16 protein-coding genes are annotated in these 18,905 nt (G+C 69.7%); 11 read left to right on the top strand and 5 right to left on the bottom strand.

Annotated features, from left to right (window positions below):
• Positions 1-14 precede the first annotated feature (14 nt).
• On the bottom strand, positions 15-1,292 hold the full coding sequence (locus A5775_RS21285; RefSeq protein ID WP_197512804.1) for a protein kinase: 1,278 nt from the start codon (positions 1,290-1,292) through the stop codon (positions 15-17).
• Positions 1,293-1,372: 80 nt separating this feature from the next.
• Between A5775_RS21285 and A5775_RS21280 the strand changes: the two genes are divergently transcribed.
• Complete coding sequence (locus A5775_RS21280) at positions 1,373-1,777, top strand: Rv2175c family DNA-binding protein (protein ID WP_067256759.1); 405 nt, start codon at positions 1,373-1,375, stop codon at positions 1,775-1,777.
• A 9-nt stretch (positions 1,778-1,786) separates the two neighbouring features.
• Here A5775_RS21280 and A5775_RS21275 read toward each other — a convergent pair whose 3' ends face one another.
• Positions 1,787-3,328 carry an alpha-(1->6)-mannopyranosyltransferase A gene (locus tag A5775_RS21275; protein WP_067256757.1) on the bottom strand — a complete coding sequence of 514 codons (1,542 nt, stop codon included), beginning with the start codon at positions 3,326-3,328 and terminating at the stop codon, positions 1,787-1,789.
• Between the two features lie 4 nt (positions 3,329-3,332).
• A complete protein-coding gene (gene idsA2, locus A5775_RS21270) occupies positions 3,333-4,382 on the bottom strand; it encodes a bifunctional (2E,6E)-farnesyl/geranyl diphosphate synthase (protein ID WP_067256755.1) in 1,050 nt (349 codons plus the stop codon).
• 261 nt (positions 4,383-4,643) lie between these two features.
• Here idsA2 and A5775_RS21265 point away from each other — a divergent pair, with 261 nt between their 5' ends.
• A complete protein-coding gene (locus A5775_RS21265) occupies positions 4,644-5,540 on the top strand; it encodes a mycobacterial-type methylenetetrahydrofolate reductase (protein WP_067256753.1) in 897 nt (298 codons plus the stop codon).
• Here the strand turns inward: A5775_RS21265 and A5775_RS21260 are convergent.
• Both A5775_RS21260 and A5775_RS21255 read right to left on the bottom strand, forming a co-directional pair.
• A complete protein-coding gene (locus tag A5775_RS21260) occupies positions 5,537-6,187 on the bottom strand; it encodes a DUF3153 domain-containing protein (protein ID WP_067256805.1) in 651 nt (216 codons plus the stop codon). The two genes, A5775_RS21265 and A5775_RS21260, sit on opposite strands and share 4 nt — an antisense overlap.
• A 166-nt stretch (positions 6,188-6,353) precedes the next feature.
• The gene (locus A5775_RS21255) at positions 6,354-6,962 is read right to left on the bottom strand and encodes an N-acetyltransferase (protein ID WP_067256751.1); all 609 of its coding nucleotides are present in this window, start codon (positions 6,960-6,962) and stop codon (positions 6,354-6,356) included.
• 338 nt (positions 6,963-7,300) lie between these two features.
• Between A5775_RS21255 and A5775_RS21250 the strand changes: the two genes are divergently transcribed.
• The 9 genes from A5775_RS21250 (at position 7,301) to murD (ending at position 18,857) form a co-directional block, all read left to right on the top strand.
• On the top strand, positions 7,301-7,705 hold the full coding sequence (locus A5775_RS21250; RefSeq protein WP_067256749.1) for a DUF3040 domain-containing protein: 405 nt from the start codon (positions 7,301-7,303) through the stop codon (positions 7,703-7,705).
• Positions 7,706-8,135: 430 nt separating this feature from the next.
• Positions 8,136-8,567 carry a division/cell wall cluster transcriptional repressor MraZ gene (gene mraZ, locus A5775_RS21245; RefSeq protein ID WP_067256747.1) on the top strand — a complete coding sequence of 144 codons (432 nt, stop codon included), beginning with the start codon at positions 8,136-8,138 and terminating at the stop codon, positions 8,565-8,567.
• Complete coding sequence (gene rsmH, locus A5775_RS21240) at positions 8,542-9,750, top strand: 16S rRNA (cytosine(1402)-N(4))-methyltransferase RsmH (protein WP_156660794.1); 1,209 nt, start codon at positions 8,542-8,544, stop codon at positions 9,748-9,750. The genes mraZ and rsmH overlap by 26 nt, the downstream gene beginning before the upstream one ends.
• Positions 9,750-11,000: a hypothetical protein gene (locus A5775_RS21235; protein ID WP_067256745.1), complete on the top strand. Its 1,251-nt coding sequence runs from the start codon at positions 9,750-9,752 to the stop codon at positions 10,998-11,000. Before rsmH ends, A5775_RS21235 begins: the two co-directional genes overlap by 1 nt.
• Complete coding sequence (locus A5775_RS21230) at positions 10,997-13,072, top strand: penicillin-binding protein 2 (protein ID WP_067256743.1); 2,076 nt, start codon at positions 10,997-10,999, stop codon at positions 13,070-13,072. Before A5775_RS21235 ends, A5775_RS21230 begins: the two co-directional genes overlap by 4 nt.
• 85 nt (positions 13,073-13,157) lie before the next feature.
• Positions 13,158-14,765: a UDP-N-acetylmuramoyl-L-alanyl-D-glutamate--2,6-diaminopimelate ligase gene (locus A5775_RS21225; RefSeq protein WP_067256741.1), complete on the top strand. Its 1,608-nt coding sequence runs from the start codon at positions 13,158-13,160 to the stop codon at positions 14,763-14,765.
• Positions 14,762-16,324: a UDP-N-acetylmuramoyl-tripeptide--D-alanyl-D-alanine ligase gene (gene murF, locus A5775_RS21220; protein ID WP_067256739.1), complete on the top strand. Its 1,563-nt coding sequence runs from the start codon at positions 14,762-14,764 to the stop codon at positions 16,322-16,324. Before A5775_RS21225 ends, murF begins: the two co-directional genes overlap by 4 nt.
• A complete protein-coding gene (gene mraY / locus A5775_RS21215; protein WP_067256737.1) occupies positions 16,321-17,400 on the top strand; it encodes a phospho-N-acetylmuramoyl-pentapeptide-transferase in 1,080 nt (359 codons plus the stop codon). The genes murF and mraY overlap by 4 nt, the downstream gene beginning before the upstream one ends.
• Positions 17,400-18,857 carry a UDP-N-acetylmuramoyl-L-alanine--D-glutamate ligase gene (gene murD, locus A5775_RS21210; RefSeq protein WP_067256735.1) on the top strand — a complete coding sequence of 486 codons (1,458 nt, stop codon included), beginning with the start codon at positions 17,400-17,402 and terminating at the stop codon, positions 18,855-18,857. Before mraY ends, murD begins: the two co-directional genes overlap by 1 nt.
• The last annotated feature ends 48 nt before the right edge of the window (positions 18,858-18,905 follow it).

The following is an 18,905-nucleotide window of genomic DNA, read 5'->3' as shown; positions in this document are numbered from 1 at the left end:
CGCTCGCAAAGAAGCTAGAGCAGTCCGTCGAGGTTGCTTCCGATGGTCCACGCCGCGGTCGCGACCAGTCCGCTGAGCGCCAGCACCAGCGCCACCCACACCAGCACCATGCGCCGATTGTGCTGGCGCGTCCACACGAATTCGCTGATCGGAATCCCGGCGAATTCGCCTGTGACAGGCTCATATTCGTTGTCATCGTCGGGCTCGGCCTCGGGCGGCGCCGGGCGCTGCGGTTCCGGCCAGTCCTCGGGGCCCCGGGTCAGCTGGCGGGTGGGGTGGCGCACCGGCTCGGGCGGCCCGGGTTGCTGCGCCGGGTGCCGGCTCGTCCGGCTGTGATGCAGCGCCGCCGAGCGGTGCTGCGCGGAGTTGCGCGGCGCCGGCACCCGAAAGTCCGGCAGCGCAAGCTCGTCGGCGATCGCGTCGAGATCGGCGCCCATCTCGGACGCGTCGGCGTACCGGCCGGCCGGGTCGCGGGCCGTCGCCCGCTGCACGAATTGGTCGACCTGCGCGGGCACGCCGTCGATGGCCGCGCTGGGCGCCGGCACGTCGGTGTCCAGCCGTTGATAGGCGATCGACAGCGCCGAGTCGCCGGTGAAGGGGGTGTGCCCGGTCAGCAGCTCGTAGGCGAGGATGCCCGCGGAGTAGACGTCGCTGCGCGGGCTGGCGTCGCCGTCGCGCACCTGTTCGGGCGACAGATACGCCGCGGTGCCCAAAATTACACTGGTAGAGGTGATTCCGGCGGCAGCGACGGCACGAACCAACCCGAAGTCGGCGATCTTCACTTCGCCATCGTCGGAGATCAACACGTTCTCCGGCTTGACGTCGCGATGCACCAGGCCGGCCCGGTGCGCGGCGGCCAGCCCGCCGAGGACCGGACGGAGCACCGCCGCCACGGCATACGGCGGCATGGGTCCGCGCTCGCCCAGCAGCTCGCGCAGGGTGCCGCCCTCGATGAGCTCCATCACCAGAAACGGGTGCCGCGCGTCGGAGCCCTGGTCGTAGACCGCGACCAGCCCGGGATCCTTCAGCCGCGCAACGGTGCGGGCCTCGCGCTGGAACCGGGTGAGGAACTGCTCGTCGCCGGCATAGCGAGAGTCCATCACCTTCACGGCGACGGGACGGTCGAGCCGGGTGTCGAGACCGCGGTACACCGTTGAGGTGCCCCCGCTGGCGATCTTGGCCTGGATCAGATAACGGCCGTCCAGCACGGCGTTGTCCAACGGGTCCGCCGCCCCGGCTTCGGCCCGCCGACGAGACGGAACGGCCCGGCCGGGCGGATGAGCTTGGGCCACGGGGCCATCGTAGGTGCGACGCTGTGATTGGGCGGTAGAACCCGGGTTCAAGGCGCGTATCAAGGCTTACACTTGCGCGGATGAGCAGTATTCCTGCCGGCGACGATGTGCTAGAGCCCGACGAGCCGATCTACGACCTGCCGCGGGTCGCCGAATTGCTCGGAGTCCCGGTTACCAAGGTGCACCAACAACTCCGGGAGGGCCATCTGCTCGCGATCCGGCGCGGCGAGGGCGTGGTGGTGCCGCAGGTGTTCTTCACCCAATCCGGCGAGGTGGTCAAAAGCCTGCCGGGATTGTTGACGATCCTGCATGACGGCGGCTACCACGAAACCGAGATCGTGCGCTGGTTGTTCACCCCGGACCCGTCGTTGACGGTGACCCGGGACGGCAGCCGCGACGCGATCAGCAATGCCCGTCCCGTCGACGCGCTGCATGCCCACCAGGCCAGGGAAGTCGTGCGCCGGGCGCAGGCGATGGCCTGCTGAGCCCGTCGATTAACCGGCGTTGACCGCGGTCCGCTCGGCCGGCGGCTGACGATCCCGGTACAGGGTGTACCAGGCGGTCAGCGCGCACGCGGTGGCCAGCGAGAAGTGCAGCCACGAGTACATACCATGCGAGCCATCGGGTTTGAAGATCACCATCACCCAGGTCGATAGCCCACCGATGATCGCCACCGCGCGCCGTGACTGGGCCAGGGGGGCCACGACCGCCAGCGGCCACGAGTAGTACCACGGCAACGCGGCCGGGACGAACAGCACCACGATCAGCATCGAGTACGCGATGCCGGTGAGCGCGCCCTTGTCGTCACGACGGAACCGCCACCACAGCAGCGGCAGGCAGACCGCGATGATCGCGATGCCCACCAGCCGGGTGACGCGGAGAATCGGATAGAAGCTCACCGGGATCAACCCGCTGCCGATCGCGTGGATCAGGTTGGCCGCCGCCGTCGGCACGGTCAGCCAGTTGATGATCTTCACCGATCCGGCCAGCGCGGTCAGCCACCCCAGCCCGACGCCGGCCACCGCCGACAAGACCGCGAACGTCACGGCGAAGACCAGCAGGGTCGCCCCCGTGGCCGCGAGAAGCGCTCGCACGGGCGGATATCCGCGTCGGCCGCGCAGATCCCGCGCCCACACCCAGACCAGGAAGGGCAGCGCGATGCCGGCGGTCGCTTTGACCGCGATGGCGACCGTGATCAGCGCGGTGCCCGCGACGTGGCGGCCGCCGAACGTCAGCGCGATGCCGGCGGCCATCAGACCCACCATCAGCATCTCGTTGTGCACTCCGCCCATCAGATGGATGAGCACCAGCGGGTTGAGCACACAGATCCACAACGCGATCGACGGGTCAGCGCCCAAATGGCGCGCCAATCGAGGGGTCGCCCAGATCAACAGCGCCAGACCGGGCAACATGCACAGCCGCAGCAACATGGTTCCCGCCACCACGTTGTTGCCGACGATGACGGTGATGAGCTTGGCGACCAGAATGAACGCCGGACCGTAGGGCGCGGTCGTGATCGACCAGATGGGACTGACGTTGTCCAGCAAGATGTTTGGATTGGCGACCGGGCCAACGGCGTAGGGATCCAGGCCGTCGCGCAGCAGTGCGCCCTGCGCCAGATACGAATAGGTGTCCCGGCTGAAGACGGGCACCGACACCAGCAGTGGCGCCAGCCAGAAGCCGGTGGTGGCCTTCATGACGAACTCGGTCGCTTCGCCGGCCAGCACCCGGCGGCCCAGACCCAGCCAGGCGATCAGCATGAGACCGACGCCGGCCCACAACACGATCGACGACAGCACCAGGCCGTGTCCAAAACGCAGCCAGGACATGTGAATTGATTCGAGCAGCGGGTCGTGTTGGCGGGTGCTGCCCGCCCCCAGTCCGCCCAGGGTGATCAACACCGATCCGAGCAAGCCGAGTTTTGCCGGACGGGAGTCGTCGGCGGCCACGAACGTCTTCAGTCGCGAAAACCATTCTCCGCGAGACGGTTTAGCTGCAGCCGAGTCGGCGTCCGGGGTGTCGGTAGGTGTCGTCATCGGTTCATGCGGACCGGTTGGTGGCCATCTTGGCCAATTCGGACAGGCCCGCTTTTGCCGCGGTGTTGATGGGTGCGGCGGCCAGCGCGGCCAGCGCCCGCTGGGTGAGCGTGGCGATTCGCTGTTCGGCCGCGGCCAGGGCGCCCACCGACTCGATGACGTCGCGCAGCTGATCCACTTGCGCGTCGGTCAGCGGGGCTCCGATCGAGCTCCGTAACAGGTTGGCCGCCAACGGGTCTGACTTCTCCGCCAGCTCCACCGCCTCGGCCAGCAGCACCGTGCGCTTGCCCGATCGCAGGTCATCCCCGGACGGTTTGCCGGTCACCGCCGGGTCACCGAACACGCCCAGGACGTCGTCGCGTAGCTGAAACGCCACCCCGAGATCCGTGCCGAACTGGCTAAAGATGTCGTGGACGTCGGGTCTGTCGGCGGCCGCGGCCACCCCGAGCTGCAGCGGTCGCGACACGGTGTAGCAGGCGGTCTTGAAGGTGTCGACGTTCATCGCCGATGCGATCGAGGCGGCGGCGCTGGCCTCGGCGACGATGTCGAGGTACTGCCCGCCGAGCACCTCGGTGCGGATGTTGGCCCACACCCGGCGGACGCGCCGCTGTGCCTGCGGCGTCAAGTCGACACCGAAGACGATGTCGTCGGCCCAGGCCAGGGCGAGGTCACCGAGCAGGATGGCGGCCGACATGCCGAACCGCTCCGGCGAGCCTTGCCAGCGCCGGTCGCGATGCAGCGTCGCGAAACGAACGTGGGTGGTCGGCCGTCCCCGCCGGGTGGAGGAGTCGTCGATCACGTCGTCGTGCACCAGGGCGCAGGCGTGCAGCAACTCGAGTGCGGAAAACAGCAGCAGCACTTGCTCATCGGGAGCGTCGGCGGCCACCGCGCGCCAACCCCAATAGGCGAAGGCGGGGCGTAGCCGCTTACCGCCGCCCAGCACAAAATCTTCGAGCGCAGCGATCAGCTCGCTGTAGTCCTCACCGATGTAAGCGGTCTCGGCGCGCCGGTCGTGCAAATACCGCCGCAATTGTTCGGTGATGGCGCCGGTCAACTCGACGGTTGCCGCTGCTGCTGTTGCTTTCCGGCTCAGCGCGGCGCCCCTTTCTGCTCGGCTCGCTGGGTGTTCCAGGCCCGACCAGTGTATTCGTCGCGCCGCCCGGGTTGCGTTGCCCATGACGTCGCCGCGCGCACCCAGTTGCTTCGACTGCCTCACTAACCCGCCCCTATGCTTGCGGGTGCGCTGGGGCCCGCGCGGGTCATGCGCGGCCAGAGGACGCCCCAGGCCAATAGTCGTTGGACGGAGAGAAGCCGCGTGACCCTCAACACCATTGCGCTCGAGCTGGTGCCCCCCAACGCCGACGAAGGTCGGGAGCGGGCACTCGAAGAGGCGCAGAAAGTGGTGCGGCATTCGGCCGAGGCCGGTCTGGACGGCCGGATCCGGCACGTGATGATCCCCGGGATCATCGCCGAGGACGACGACCGCCCGGTTCCGATGAAGCCCAAGCTGGATGTGCTCGACTTCTGGTCGGTCGTCAAGCCGGAGCTGCCGGGGATCAAGGGCTTGTGCACGCAGGTCACCGCGTTCATGGACGAGCCGTCGCTGCGGGGCCGGCTGACCGAGTTGTCCTCGGCCGGAATGGAAGGCGTGGTCTTCGTCGGCGTACCGCGCACCATGAACGACGGTGAGGGCTCCGGCGTCGCCCCGACCGACGCCCTGTCGATCTATCGCGAGCTGGTGAGCAACCGCGGCGTGATCCTGATCCCCACCCGCGACGGGGAGCAGGGCCGGTTCAACTTCAAGTGCGACCAGGGCGCCACCTACGGCATGACCCAGCTGCTGTACTCCGATGCGATCGTGGGTTTCCTCAGCGAGTTCGCCAAGGAAACCGATCACCGGCCCGAGGTCCTGTTGTCCTTCGGCTTCGTGCCGAAGATGGAAGGCCGCGTCGGGCTGATCAACTGGCTCATCCAGGACCCGGGCAACGCCGCCGTGGCCGCCGAGCAGGAGTTCGTCCGCAACCTCGCCGCCAGCGAGCCGCCCCAGAAGCGCCGGCTGATGGTCGACCTCTACAAGCGCGTCATCGACGGGGTGGCCGAGCTCGGCTTCCCGCTGAGCATCCACCTCGAGGCGACCTACGGGATTTCGGGTCCGGCGTTCCAGACCTTCGCGGAGATGCTCGCGTACTGGTCACCGGCTCAGCAGGGCTAGCTGGGCGGCGGCTGATCGCGCGGTGCGGTGAGCCGCGGTGACCGGTCGCGGCTGACCCACGCCAGCAGCCCCACCACGCCGGCGGCCGCGAAGGACGCGATGCCCAGCCACACCACGGCGCCGGTGAAAGAACGGGTGTTGGGGTCGGTGTAGCGGGCCTGGGCGGTCATGGTGCTCACCACGCCCGGCTTGAGCTTCCACGACACCACGTCGGGCTCGACCCGGTCGCCGTTGGTGGAGGTCACCACGCCCGGGAAGGCGACGGTCAGCTCGACATCCGCCTCCGAATCGGTCAGCGAGGTCAGATCCGCCCGGCCCTCCAGGAGCACCAGGTTGCCGTTGCGGCGCAGCGACAGGTTGACGCCGGAGGCGTCGGAGTTCATGTTGGCCAGCTGCGGCAACTCGGCGAACGTCAGATCGGAGAACACCGCCTGGGAGCCGACGTAGCCGTCGCTGTCGTAGTTCGACACCGCCACCTTCTGGCTGAACGGCAGGTTGTTGCTGTCCAGCTGGGGGCCGGTGTCCTTGGGGGTCTTGGGTTTCGCGGCGGCGACGATCTCGCCGGACACCAGGTCGTCGGGGGAGATGGTGAGCGAGGCCCGGACCCGCAGGCACCCGGTGGCCAGCGGCACCACCAGCAGCAACATCGCGATGGCCACGAAACGGCTTCGTCGAGCCCGGGGGGCTCGGACGCCTCGGCCGCGGACGGGGGGAGGGCTGGCGCGCACCAGGTCATCGTGCCAGATCAGGTGTGCCACTTAAATACGCGCCACACCGCAGTGAGGCTCCCGATGCGCCCCGAGTTCCGCGGCGTCACAGGGGCAGTTCGCGGCCCAGGATCGCGAACGCGCGCGGGTCGCCGGCGAAGTGGTAGCGGCGGATGATGTCAGTGAAACCCAGCCGCCGGTACAACCGCCAGGCGCGGTTGGGCTCACCATTGATTTCCGGCGTCGACAGCAGCACGTTCTTTTCCGCGCGGCCGGCGAGCAGCCGACGGGCCAGCGCCTCGCCGAGGCCGCGGCCCTGGGCGCGGGGATGGATGTGCAACTCGGTCAACTCGAAATAGCTGTTCATCAGCCGGGCGATCTCCTGGGGCGGCGAGCCGCCGCGCTGCATGCCCAGCACGACCTGCTGCTGCCACCATTGCCCGGGCGCCCCGGGATAGCCGTAGGCGACGCCGAGTAACGGTGCGCTGGTCAGATCTTCCGACGAGGGCGGGTGCGTGTTCTCATCGTCGGCTACCTCGGCTTCGACGACGCCAACGCCTTGCCAGCCGCGTCGACGGATGTGCTCGAGCCACATCGCGGCGCGCTGCTGCTCCGTGCCCCGCGGGTATCGCATCGCATCGACGTACACCCCCAGGGCGTCCCCGAGGCGACGCTCCATATCGTGCGGGAGCAGATCGATGAGGAATATCGCCAACTCGCGGTGCCCTCCTCATCCGGTGATCAGAGTCATGCGGTGCTCGTCGTGCTGTGGTCGTCGGGGACCAGGCTGCTATCGATCATTATCGGACCCCCGCACCGCGGCCCGACGAGCGGTCGTGGCACCGAACCGCCGAACCACCCCGGTTCGGGAAGCCGGTTGTACCGCACGGGCGTTCCGGTCTGGCGGGGTGCCCCGATCCGGCCGGGATAGAATCGGCGCGGAACCAGTGGTATGGGGCAGATTGACCTCGTATCATTCAATTAGTTGCCCGTGCAACGGGCATCCGCGTGCTACCGATAGTCACGTGCCACATTGTCGGCAAGGAGGGACGAATGCCACTCTCCGATCATGAGCAGCGAATGCTCGATCAGATCGAGAGCGCTCTCTACGCCGAAGATCCCAAATTCGCGTCAAGCGTCCGGGGCGGCGGGTTTCGCGCGCCCACGGCCCGCCGGCGTCTGCAGGGTGTGGCGCTGTTCGTCGTCGGTTTGGCGATGCTGGTTTCCGGGGTGGCGTTCAAGGCCACCTGGATCGGTGGCAGCGTCCCCATTCTCAGCATTTTCGGGTTCATCGTCATGTTTGGCGGAGTGGTGTTCGGCATCACCGGCCCCCGGTTGTCGGGCAGGTCAGACCATTCCGGCTCGACGCCCGGCTCGCTGCGCCAGCGCCGCAACAAAGGCGGCGGCTCCTTCACCAGTCGCATGGAGGATCGGTTCCGCCGCCGCTTCGACAACTAGCGCCGATCTGCACGCGCGGGGTAGCCACGGGCTGCCCCGTTTTGCTTTTCTTCCAGGTCCGATGCCGGCGGCGCTGCCATCGTCGCAGGTTCCGGCCGTCTGGCTGACCCCGGCGCAATCGTCGATGCCGTTTTGCGACTCATTCGAACCCTAACCGAGGTGCGGGGGCCGCGCCTGAGCCCCACTGGGCCCCACTCAGGTTCCCCACTACGCCCCACCCGCGGCGTTTTCCCTGATAGATACGCTGATTCTGCAGCCCTGCAGCATGCCTGGGGAAGCGCCCGACACGCCCCCTGTGTCGCGCTGTGGAGCCCGTGACGACGGATAACCCGAAAAACGCCACGACGACACTCGGTTAATGGGGCGAAGTGGGTGATTGTGGGGTATGGTGGCGACAGTGTTTGGGTGACCTCGAACGGGAGGTGAGCTGGTGTTTCTTGGCACCTACACGCCCAAACTCGACGACAAGGGGCGGCTGACGTTGCCCGCCAAGTTCCGTGACGCACTGGCAGGGGGGTTGATGGTCACCAAGAGCCAGGACCACAGCCTCGCCGTCTACCCGCGGGCGGAATTCGAGCAACTGGCCCAGCGGGCGAGCAAGGCCTCGCGGAGCAACCCCGACGCCAGGGCGTTCCTGCGTAACCTCGCCGCCGGCACCGACGAGCAGCATGCCGACGCCCAGGGCCGCATCACGTTGTCGGCCGACCACCGTCGTTACGCGAGCCTGTCCAAGGACTGCGTGGTGATCGGCGCGGTCGACTACCTCGAAATCTGGGACGCGCAGGCCTGGCAGGACTACCAGCAGACCCACGAAGAGAACTTCTCCGCGGCCAGCGATGAAGCACTCGGCGACATCATTTGAGGCGCATGCCCGTGCAACGTGGCCTCTGCCCGAACCGACCCTGGCGTACTTCCCCAACGCCAGGTTCGCGCTTTCGGACAGGGACCTCGATGCAGGGGCGCCGCACTTTTTCCGGCACGCACGGACGGTACGGGCCCACGCGGTCGACGGGTGCCGGCGAATCCGGGGAGGCGTTGCGGTGGCAGACAATTCAGATTTCGGGCACATGCCCGTCCTGCTGGAGCGTTGCGTCTCGCTCCTCACGCCCGCATTGACCCGCCGACACCCGGACGGGACGGGAGCGACCTTGGTCGATGCCACCGTCGGCGCGGGCGGGCATGCGGAGCGGTTCCTGACCGACCTGCCGGGGCTGCGGCTGATCGGACTCGACCGCGACCCCAGCGCCCTGGACATCACCCGATCACGGTTGGCGCGATTTGCCGACCGCGTCACGCTGGTGCACACCCGCTACGACGGGGTCGCCTCGGCGCTGACCGAATCCGGATATGCCGCAACCGAATCGGTCGACGGAATGCTGTTCGACCTCGGAGTGTCCTCCATGCAGCTGGATCGCGCCGAACGGGGTTTCGCCTACGCCCAGGATGCGCCGCTGGACATGCGGATGGACCCGCAAGCACCGCTGACCGCGGCCGACATCCTCAACACCTATGACGAGGCGGAGCTGGCGAACATCTTGCACCGCTATGGCGAGGAGCGGTTCGCGCGGCGCATCGCCGCACACATCGTGCGCCGGCGTGCCCGCCAGCCGTTCACGTCCACCGCGGACCTGGTAGCCCTGCTCTACGAAGCGATTCCGGCCGCGGCCCGGCGCACCGGCGGGCACCCGGCCAAGCGCACCTTCCAGGCGCTGCGGGTAGCGGTCAACGACGAACTGGACTCGCTGCGCGGCGCGCTTCCGGCGGCCCTGGACGCGCTTGCGGTCGGCGGGCGCATCGTGGTGATGGCCTACCAATCGCTGGAAGACCGGATCGTCAAGCGGTTGTTCACCCAGGCGGTCGCCTCCCGTACCCCGGTGGACCTGCCGGTCGAACTTCCCGGCCACCAGCCGCGATTCCAGGCCCTGACACAGGGTGCTGGACGCGCCGACGCCACCGAGATCGAACGAAATCCGCGCAGCGCCGCGGTGCGATTACGGGCTCTGCAACGAATCGAATCACAGCAGGCTACCGGGAAAGGCGATTGATGAAAGCGGACCGCGAGACGGCGAAACGGCGCGGTGGCGGCGACCGCCGGGGCGCGCGCGACGCTTCTGGCCGACGGGGCAGGCGTCCGGCACCGGAATCCGGTGCGGCGCGGCGCACCCGCGGCGCCAAGACCTCGGCGCCCACCCGTGAAACCCGCGCGCCCAAGTCCGGACCGCAGACCAGCCCCGTCGCCCGGCCGGTCGAGCGGCCGGCGCGGGCCAAGAACACCAGCCAGGCCAAGGCGCGGGCCAAAGCACGGAAAGCCAAGGCGCCCAAGGTTGTTCGTCCCAGGCTGACCGAGCGGCTGGCAATCCGGCTCGCATCGATCGACCTGCGCCCGCGCACACTCGCGAGCAAGGTTCCGTTCGTCGTGTTGGTCATCGGTGCGCTCGGCGTCGGGCTTGGGCTCACGCTGTGGTTGTCCACCGACTCCGCCGAACGCTCCTACAAGTTGAGCCACGCCCGCGAGCGGACCCGGCTGCTGCAGCAGCAGAAGGAGGCGCTCGAGCGCGACGTCCGCGAGGCCGAAGCCGCGCCGGCGCTGGCAGAGGCCGCCCGCAAGCAGGGCATGATCCCCACCAGAGACACCGCGCACCTGGTCCAGGACCCGTCCGGGAACTGGGTGGTCGTGGGCACCCCCAAGCCGGCCGACGGTGTTCCGCCGCCGCCGCTGAACACCAAGCTCCCCGACGAAGCGCCGCAGCCCCCGAAGCCGGCCGCGCCTGCCGCGGAGGTTCCGATGCGGCTCGAACCGGTCCCCGGCGGCCCGGCCCCGGCCAGGTCCGGGCCCGAAGCGCTGCTGCGCGCACCCGACGGGGCCTCGACGGTGGGCGGCCAGCACTTCCCGCCGGCAGTTCCGCCGGTGCCCGGCGCGCCTGGTGCGCCGGGCGCGCCCGCTGCCGGTACGCTGCCCGGCATGCCAGGCGGGCCCGTTACCGGTGCGCTGCCCGGCATGCCCGGTGGGCCGGTAACCGGTGCGCTGCCGACGCCGGGCCTGCCGATGCCGGCCATGCCCGCGGCCCCTCCGGTACCCGCCGAGGTGCCGATTCCCTTGGGCGGCCTGCCCATTCCGGCGCCTGGACAGCTGCCCGCACCCCTGTCGCCGGAGGTTCCGGTCCCCGTGCAGCTGGGCCGTCCCGCCAGCCCCCAGCCGATCGTCCCCGCCGCTCCGGCGCCCGCCCCGATGCCGCAACCGGGCACCGGCGTCCTGCCCGGGCCCGCCGGTACGGCGCCAGGTGCCCCCAGGTGAGCCGCGGCGATTCCCCGCGGGCACGCCGCTCGCAGGCGGCACGCCCGACGCGTGGTCCCCGTAAGGACTTGGAGGGCAACGGCGTCCGGCAACCCAAGCGCCGCGCGAAATCGCAGCAAGCCGAACAGGGTCGCGACGTTCGGGAACCGAAGCGAGTCCGAAAAGCCAAGCAGCCCAAGGATGCCCGCGGAGCACAGCGGCCCGAGCCGGCGGGCGCGGGGCACTCGGCGCGGGACCGGCGCACCCGTCAGATCGCGCAATTGGCCAGTCGCGGCAGCTCGTTCGTTTTCCGTCATCGCGCCGGCAACATCGTCATCCTGGTGTTGATGCTGGTTGCCGGCGCCCAGTTGTTCGTCCTGCAGGTGACCGACGCTCCATCGCTGCGCGCCCAGGCCGCCGGACAACTCAAGGTCACCGATGTGGAAAAGGCGGTGCGCGGCAGTATCATCGACCGCCACAAGGATCAACTGGCCTTCACCATCGAGTCGCGTGCGCTGACCTTTCAGCCGAAACGCATTCACAAGCAGCTGGAGGAGGCGAAAGCCAAGAATTCGGCCGCCCCCGACCCGCAACAGCGGATGCGGGATATCGCCAAGGACGTCTCGGGCCGCCTGGGCAACAAGCCCGATTCGGCGACCCTGCTGAAGAAGCTGCAAAGCGACGAGAATTTCGTCTATTTGGCGCGCGCCGTCGATCCCGCTGTCGCCAGCGCGATCTCGGACAAATTCCCCGAGGTGGGTTCCGAACGCCAGGATCTGCGCCAGTATCCGGGCGGATCGTTGGCCGCCAACATCGTCGGCGGCATCGATTGGGACGGCCACGGGCTGCTGGGGCTGGAAGAGGCCATGGACTCCGTACTATCCGGAACCGACGGTTCGGTCACCTATGACCGCGGATCCGACGGTGTGGTCATCCCCGGCAGTTACCGCAACCGGCACCGGGCGGTCAACGGCTCGATGGTGCAGCTGACCCTCGATGACGACATCCAGTTCTATGTGCAGCAGCAGGTTCAGCAGGCCAAGAATGCATCTGGCGCGCACAATGTTTCGGCCGTGGTGCTCGACGCGAAGACCGGCGAAGTGATGGCCATGGCCAATGACAACACCTTTGACCCCTCCCAGGACATCGGGCGGCAGGGCGACAAACAGCTGGGCAACCTGGCGGTGTCCTCGCCATTCGAACCCGGCTCGGTGAACAAGGTGATCACCGCTTCGTCGGTCATCGAGTACGGCCTGTCCAATCCGGACGAGGTGCTGCAGGTCCCCGGTTCGATCCAGATGGGCGGGGTCTCCATCCACGACGCCTGGGACCACGGCGTGATGCCCTACACCACCACGGGTGTGTTCGGAAAGTCCTCCAACGTCGGCACGTTGATGCTCGCGCAGCGGGTTGGCCCGGAGCGCTTCTATGACATGGTCCGCAAGTTCGGACTCGGGCAGCGCACCAACGTGGGCCTGCCCGGGGAGAGCGCCGGGCTGGTGCCGCCGATCGACCAATGGTCGGGCAGCACCTTCTCCAACCTGCCTATCGGGCAAGGTCTTTCGATGACGCTGCTGCAGATGACCGGCATGTACCAGACGATCGCCAACGACGGGGTGCGGATCCCGCCGCGGATCATCAAGGCCACCATCGCGCCCGACGGCACGCGGACCGACGAACCGCGCCCGGACGGTGTGCGCGTGGTGTCGGCGCAGACGGCGCAGACCGTGCGCAACATGCTGCGTGCCGTCGTGCAACACGATCCGATGGGCTACCAGCAGGGCACGGGTCCGGCCGCCGCGGTGACGGGCTACCAGATGGCCGGCAAGACCGGTACCGCTCAGCAGATCAACCCCGCCTGCGGCTGCTATTTCGACAACGTCTACTGGATCACGTTCGCCGGGATGGCCACCGTCGACAACCCCCGGTATGTCATCGGCATCATGATGGACAACCCGGAGCGCAACGCGGACGGCACGCCGGGCCACTCGGCGGCTCCGCTGTTCCACAACATCGCCGGCTGGCTGATGCAGCGCGAGAACGTGCCGCTGTCGCCGGACCCGGGCCCGCCGCTGACCTTGCAGGCCACCTAACCGCACGCCCGCGGCGCGGCCGGGCGGCCCACCTGCCGCGGGCCCGTGGATCCCCTCACGGCCGGGTGCGGCTCGGTAGGGTGTCATGGCCGATCATGAGGATCATGCGGTGCCGGAGGGAGGTGTGACGGAAGTGGTGTCGATGCCCACCGGGTTACGCCCCAGCGCCGCCGCGGGCGCACGCCTACCCGTGCTGGCCGCCCAGGCGGGGGCCGTGCCAGCCGACGATGCAGGTCGGCGGGCAGCGGTGCCCGACGTGGCGGTGACCGGTGTGACGCTGCGCGCCCAGGACGTGCTGCCCGGTGATCTGTTCGCCGCGCTGCCCGGTTCGACCACCCACGGGGCCCGGTACGCCGCGCAGGCGATCGCCAGCGGGGCGATCGCGGTGCTCACCGATGCCGCCGGGGTCACCGAGATGGGTGCCCTCACCCAGGCCGTGCCCACGCTGGTGCACCCCGATCCCCGCGGTGTGCTGGGCGGGCTGGCCGCCACGGTGTACGGGAACCCGTCCGCGCGGGTGCCGGTCGTGGGGATCACCGGCACGTCCGGCAAGACCACCACGACGTATCTGGTCGAATCCGCTTTGCGCGCCGCGGGCCGCACGGCCGGGCTGATCGGCACCATCGGCATTCGCGTCGACGGCGCCGACATTCCCAGCGTGCTCACCACGCCGGAAGCCCCCACCCTGCAGGCGATGCTGGCGGCGATGGTCGAACAGGGGGTGGACACCGTCGTCATGGAGGTCTCCAGCCACGCGCTGGCACTGGGCCGCGTGGACGGGACCGAATTCGCGGTCGGTGGTTTCACCAACCTGTCCCGCGACCACCTCGACTTTCACCCGACCATGGCCGACTACTTCGAGGCCAAGGCGTTGCTCTTCGAGCCGAATTCGCCGCTGCGGGCCCGCCGCGCCGTCGTCTGCGTCGACGACGAGGCCGGGCGCGCGATGGCGGCCCGTGCCGGCGACGCGATCACCGTCAGCGCCGAGGGTCACCCCGCGCACTGGCGCGCAGTTGACGTGGCCCCGATGGGCGCCGGGGGACAACGGTTCACCGTCATCGATCCCGCCGGCGCGCGGCATCAGCTCGGCGTTCGGCTGCCTGGCCACTACAACATCGCCAATTGCCTTGTGGCACTGGCTGTTCTGGACGCGGTGGGGGTGTCTGTGGGCCAGGCATCGGCGGGACTGTTGCAGGCGCGCGTGCCGGGGCGCATGGAGGAAATCGACGCCGGACAGGATTTCCTGGCGCTGGTCGACTACGCCCACAAACCGGGCGCGTTGCGCGCCGTGCTGACCACCCTGGCCCGTCCGGAACGCCGGCTGGCGGTGGTGTTCGGCGCCGGCGGCGAACGCGACCCGGGCAAACGGGCGCCGATGGGCGCGACCGCGGCCGAGCTGGCCGACCTGGTGGTCGTCACCGACGACAATCCGCGCGGCGAGGACCCGGCGGCGATCCGCCGCGAGATCCTGGCCGGCGCAGCCGAAAGCGGTTGTGCGGCAGACATTGTCGAGATCGCCGACCGGCGCGCCGCGATCAGGCACGCGGTCGCCTGGGCGGGCCCGGGTGACGTGGTGCTGATCGCCGGCAAGGGCCACGAGACCGGCCAGCGGGCCGGCGGGCACACCCGTCCCTTCGACGACCGGGTGGAGCTGGCCCAGGCGCTGCGCGACCTCGACGGGGTCCGGCGATGATCGACCTGACCGTCGCGCAGATCGCCGACATCGTCGGCGGCACCCTGTCCGGCATCTCGCCGGAGGACGCCGCGCAACGCCACGTCACCGGGACGGTGGAATTCGACTCACGCGCCGTCGGACCCGGCGGGCTTTTCCTGGCGCTCCCGGGCGCGCGCTCGGACGGCCACGACCACGCGGCCTCGGCGGTCGCCGCCGGTGCGGTCGCGGTGCTGGCCGCCCGGCCCGTCGGTGTCCCCGCCGTCGTCGTCGCCCCCGATCGGGCGGCCGGATCGCGGGCCGGGGTGCTCGAGCACGACCCGGACGGCTCTGGCGCGGCGGTGCTGGCGGCGCTGGCCAAACTGGCCAAGGCGGTGGCCGCCGAACTGGTTTCGGCGGGGCTGACCATCGTCGGGATCACCGGATCGTCCGGCAAGACCTCGACCAAGGACCTGGTGGCCGCCGTGCTGGAACCGCTGGGAGAGGTGGTCGCCCCGCCCGGGTCGTTCAACAACGAGCTGGGACATCCGTGGACGGTGCTGCGTGCGACACCCGACACCGATTACCTGGTCCTCGAGATGTCGGCGCGCCACCCCGGCAACATCGCCGCGCTCGCCGACATCGCCCCGCCGGCGATCGGGGTGGTCCTCAACGTCGGCACCGCGCACCTGGGCGAGTTCGGCTCGCGCGAAGCCATTGCGCAAACGAAATCCGAACTGCCGCAATCTGTTCCGGCCTCCGGGGTGGTGATCCTCAACGTCGACGACCCGGCGGTGGCGGCGATGGCGGAGGTGACCGCGGCCCGGGTGGTGCGGGTCAGCCGCGCCGAGACGGGCCCCAGCCAGCTGTGGGCAGGGCCGGTGGCGCTCGACGAGTTGGCCAGGCCGTGCTTCACGCTGCATTACCGCGACGCCTCCGGGGCCAGGCAGGCACAGGTGCGCCTCGGTGTCTACGGCGATCACCAGGTCGCCAACGCGCTGTGCGCCGCCGCGGTCGCGCTGGAATGCGGCGCCGACGTCGAACAGGTGGGGGCGGCACTCGCCGGGGCCGGCCCAGTGTCGCGACACCGGATGCACGTCACCACCCGCTCCGACGGCGTCACCGTGATCGACGACGCCTACAACGCCAACCCCGATTCGATGCGGGCCGGGCTGCAGGCCCTGGCCTGGATTGCCCACGGCGGGGGCGAATCGGGCAGCGGGCACCCCGCTGCAAAACGCAGGAGTTGGGCGGTGCTCGGCGAGATGGCCGAACTCGGCGAGGACGCGATCGCCGAGCATGATCGCATCGGCCGGCTGGCCGTGCGCTTAGATGTGTCTCGACTCGTTGTCGTGGGAAGTGGGAGGTCGATGAGCGCCATGCACCACGGAGCGGTCATGGAGGGTTCGTGGGGTTCCGCCGATAAGGGGGCCGTCAACGTGGCAGACAGCGACGCCGCCCTGGCGTTGCTGCGGGCCGAGGTGCAACCCGGCGACGTCGTCCTGGTCAAGGCGTCGAACGCGGCCGGCCTGGGCGCGCTGGCCGACGCCCTGGCCGCAGAACACTCAGCAGTCGCGGAAAACGGCGGGACCCGCCCATGAGGCAGATCCTCGTCGCCGTCGCCGTCGCGCTGACCGTGTCGATCCTGTTGACCCCGGCGCTGATCCGGTTGTTCACCCGGCAGGGATTCGGCCACCACACCCGCGACGACGGCCCGCCGACCCACCACGCCAAACGTGGCACGCCGTCGATGGGCGGCGTGGCGATCCTGGCCGGCATTTGGGCCGGTTATCTGGGGACCCACCTGGCCGGGCTGGCCTTCGACGGCGAGGGCGTCTCCGCGTCGGGGCTGCTGGTGCTGAGCCTGGCCACCGTGCTCGGCGGCGTCGGCTTTCTCGACGACGTGATCAAGATCCGCCGGTCGCGCAATCTCGGGCTGAACAAGACCGCCAAGGCGGTCGGGCAGGTCACCGCCGCGGTGCTGTTCGGTGTGCTGGTGCTGCAGTTCCGCAACGCCAACGGGCTGACACCGGCCAGCGCGGACCTGTCCTACGTGCGGGAGATCGCCACCGTCGCCCTGGCCCCGGCGCTGTTCGTGCTGTTCTGCGTGGTCGTCGTCAGCGCGTGGTCCAACGCGGTCAACTTCACCGACGGACTGGACGGGCTCGCCGCCGGCAGCATGGCGATGGTCACGGCGGCATACGTGCTGATCACGTTCTGGCAGTACCGCAACGCGTGTGTCACCGCACCCGGGCTGGGCTGCTACAACGTGCGCGATCCGCTGGATTTGGCGATCGTCGCCGCCGCCACCGCCGGGGCCTGCATCGGCTTTCTGTGGTGGAACGCCGCGCCCGCCAAGATCTTCATGGGCGACACCGGATCGCTGGCGTTGGGCGGCATCATCGCGGGCCTCTCGGTCACCAGCCGCACCGAGATCCTCGCCGTGGTGCTGGGTTCGCTGTTCGTCGCCGAGGTCGGCTCGGTTGTGTTGCAAATCTTGACTTTTCGTACCACCGGGCGCCGGGTCTTCCGGATGGCGCCCTTCCACCACCACTTCGAGTTGGCCGGCTGGGCCGAGACCACGGTCATCATCCGCTTCTGGCTGCTCACCGCGATCGCCTGCGGGTTGGGCGTGGCCCTTTTCTACGGTGAATGGCTGGGCGCGATCGGTGCGTGATGAGCGGTCTTGATCCCCTCGTGCCGGGCGCGCCGGTGCTGGTGGCCGGCGGCGGGGTGACGGGCAAGGCGGTGCTGGCGGCCCTGATCCGATTCGGCGCGGTGCCGACGCTGTGCGACGACGACGCGGCGACCCTGCGCGGCTTTGCCGATGCGGGGGTGGCGACCGCGCCGAGGGCGGCGGCCACCGAGCAGATTTCCCGCTACGCCCTGGTGGTCACCAGCCCGGGCTTCTCACCGGCCGCGCCGCTGCTCGTCGCCGCGTCGGCCGCGGGCGTGCCCGTCTGGGGTGATGTGGAGCTGGCCTGGCGGCTGGACGCCGCGGGTCACTACGGACCGCCGCGCCGCTGGCTGGTGGTGACGGGGACGAACGGCAAGACCACGACGACGTCGATGCTGCACGCCATGCTGAGCGCCGCGGGGCGCCCAAGCCTGTTGTGCGGCAACATCGGCAGCCCGGTGCTCGACGTGCTGGACGAGCCCGCCGAGTTGCTGGCCGTCGAGCTGTCCAGCTTCCAGTTGCATTGGGCGCCTTCGCTGCGGCCCGAGGGCGGCGCGGTGCTCAACATCGCCGAGGACCACCTGGACTGGCACGGCACGATGGCCGACTACGCCGCGGCGAAGGCCCGGGTGCTCGACGGCCGGGTGGCGGTGGTCGGGCTGGATGATGGCCGGGCCGCGGCGCTGCTGGCCACCGCGCGGGCCCCGGTGCGCGTCGGCTTTCGGTTGGGCGAGCCGGGCCCGGGGGAGCTCGGCGTGCGCGACGGCCACCTGGTCGACCGCGCCTTTGCCGACGACCTGGCGTTGCTGCCCGTCGAATCGATACCGGTGCCCGGTCCCGTCGGCGTGCTCGACGCCCTGGCCGCCGCGGCGCTGGCCCGCAGCGTCGGGGTGCCGGCCGAGGCGATCGCGTCGGCGATCGGGACTTTCCGGGTGGGCCGGCACCGGGCCGAGGTCGTGGCCGTCGCCGACGGCATCAGCTACGTCGACGACTCCAAGGCCACCAATCCCCACGCCGCCGAGGCGTCCGTGCTGGCCTACCCCCGGGTCATCTGGATCGCCGGCGGTCTGCTGAAGGGGGCGTCGGTCGACGCGGAGGTCGCCAGGATCGCGTCCCGGCTGGTCGGGGCGGTGCTCATCGGTCGCGATCGGCAAGTGGTTGCAGAGGCGTTATCGCGACACGCGCCGGATGTCCCCGTCCTCCACGTTGTGACAGGCGAGGATGCTGGTATGGATGCGACTGCTGTGGTTTTTGGTGCAGATGTGACAGAAGTGAAACATTTGGCCGGGGATCTCGGCGCTGCGGTCATGCGCGCGGCGGTGACCGCGGCTCGTGGCCTGGCCACACCCGGTGACACGGTCCTGCTGGCACCGGCGGGCGCATCGTTCGACCAGTTCGCCGGTTACGCCGACCGCGGCGACGCGTTCGCGGCCGCCGTGCGCGCGGCGATCCGGTAGGGCGGGCGTGGGTAACGCACTGACCCGGCTCCTGGGCCGGGGTAAGGC

Source organism: Mycobacterium sp. 852002-10029_SCH5224772 (assembly GCF_001667315.1).
Lineage (GTDB): Bacteria > Actinomycetota > Actinomycetes > Mycobacteriales > Mycobacteriaceae > Mycobacterium.
The sequence above is the reverse complement of the archived record's forward strand: the minus strand, read 5'-3'. Positions and strand labels throughout refer to the sequence as shown.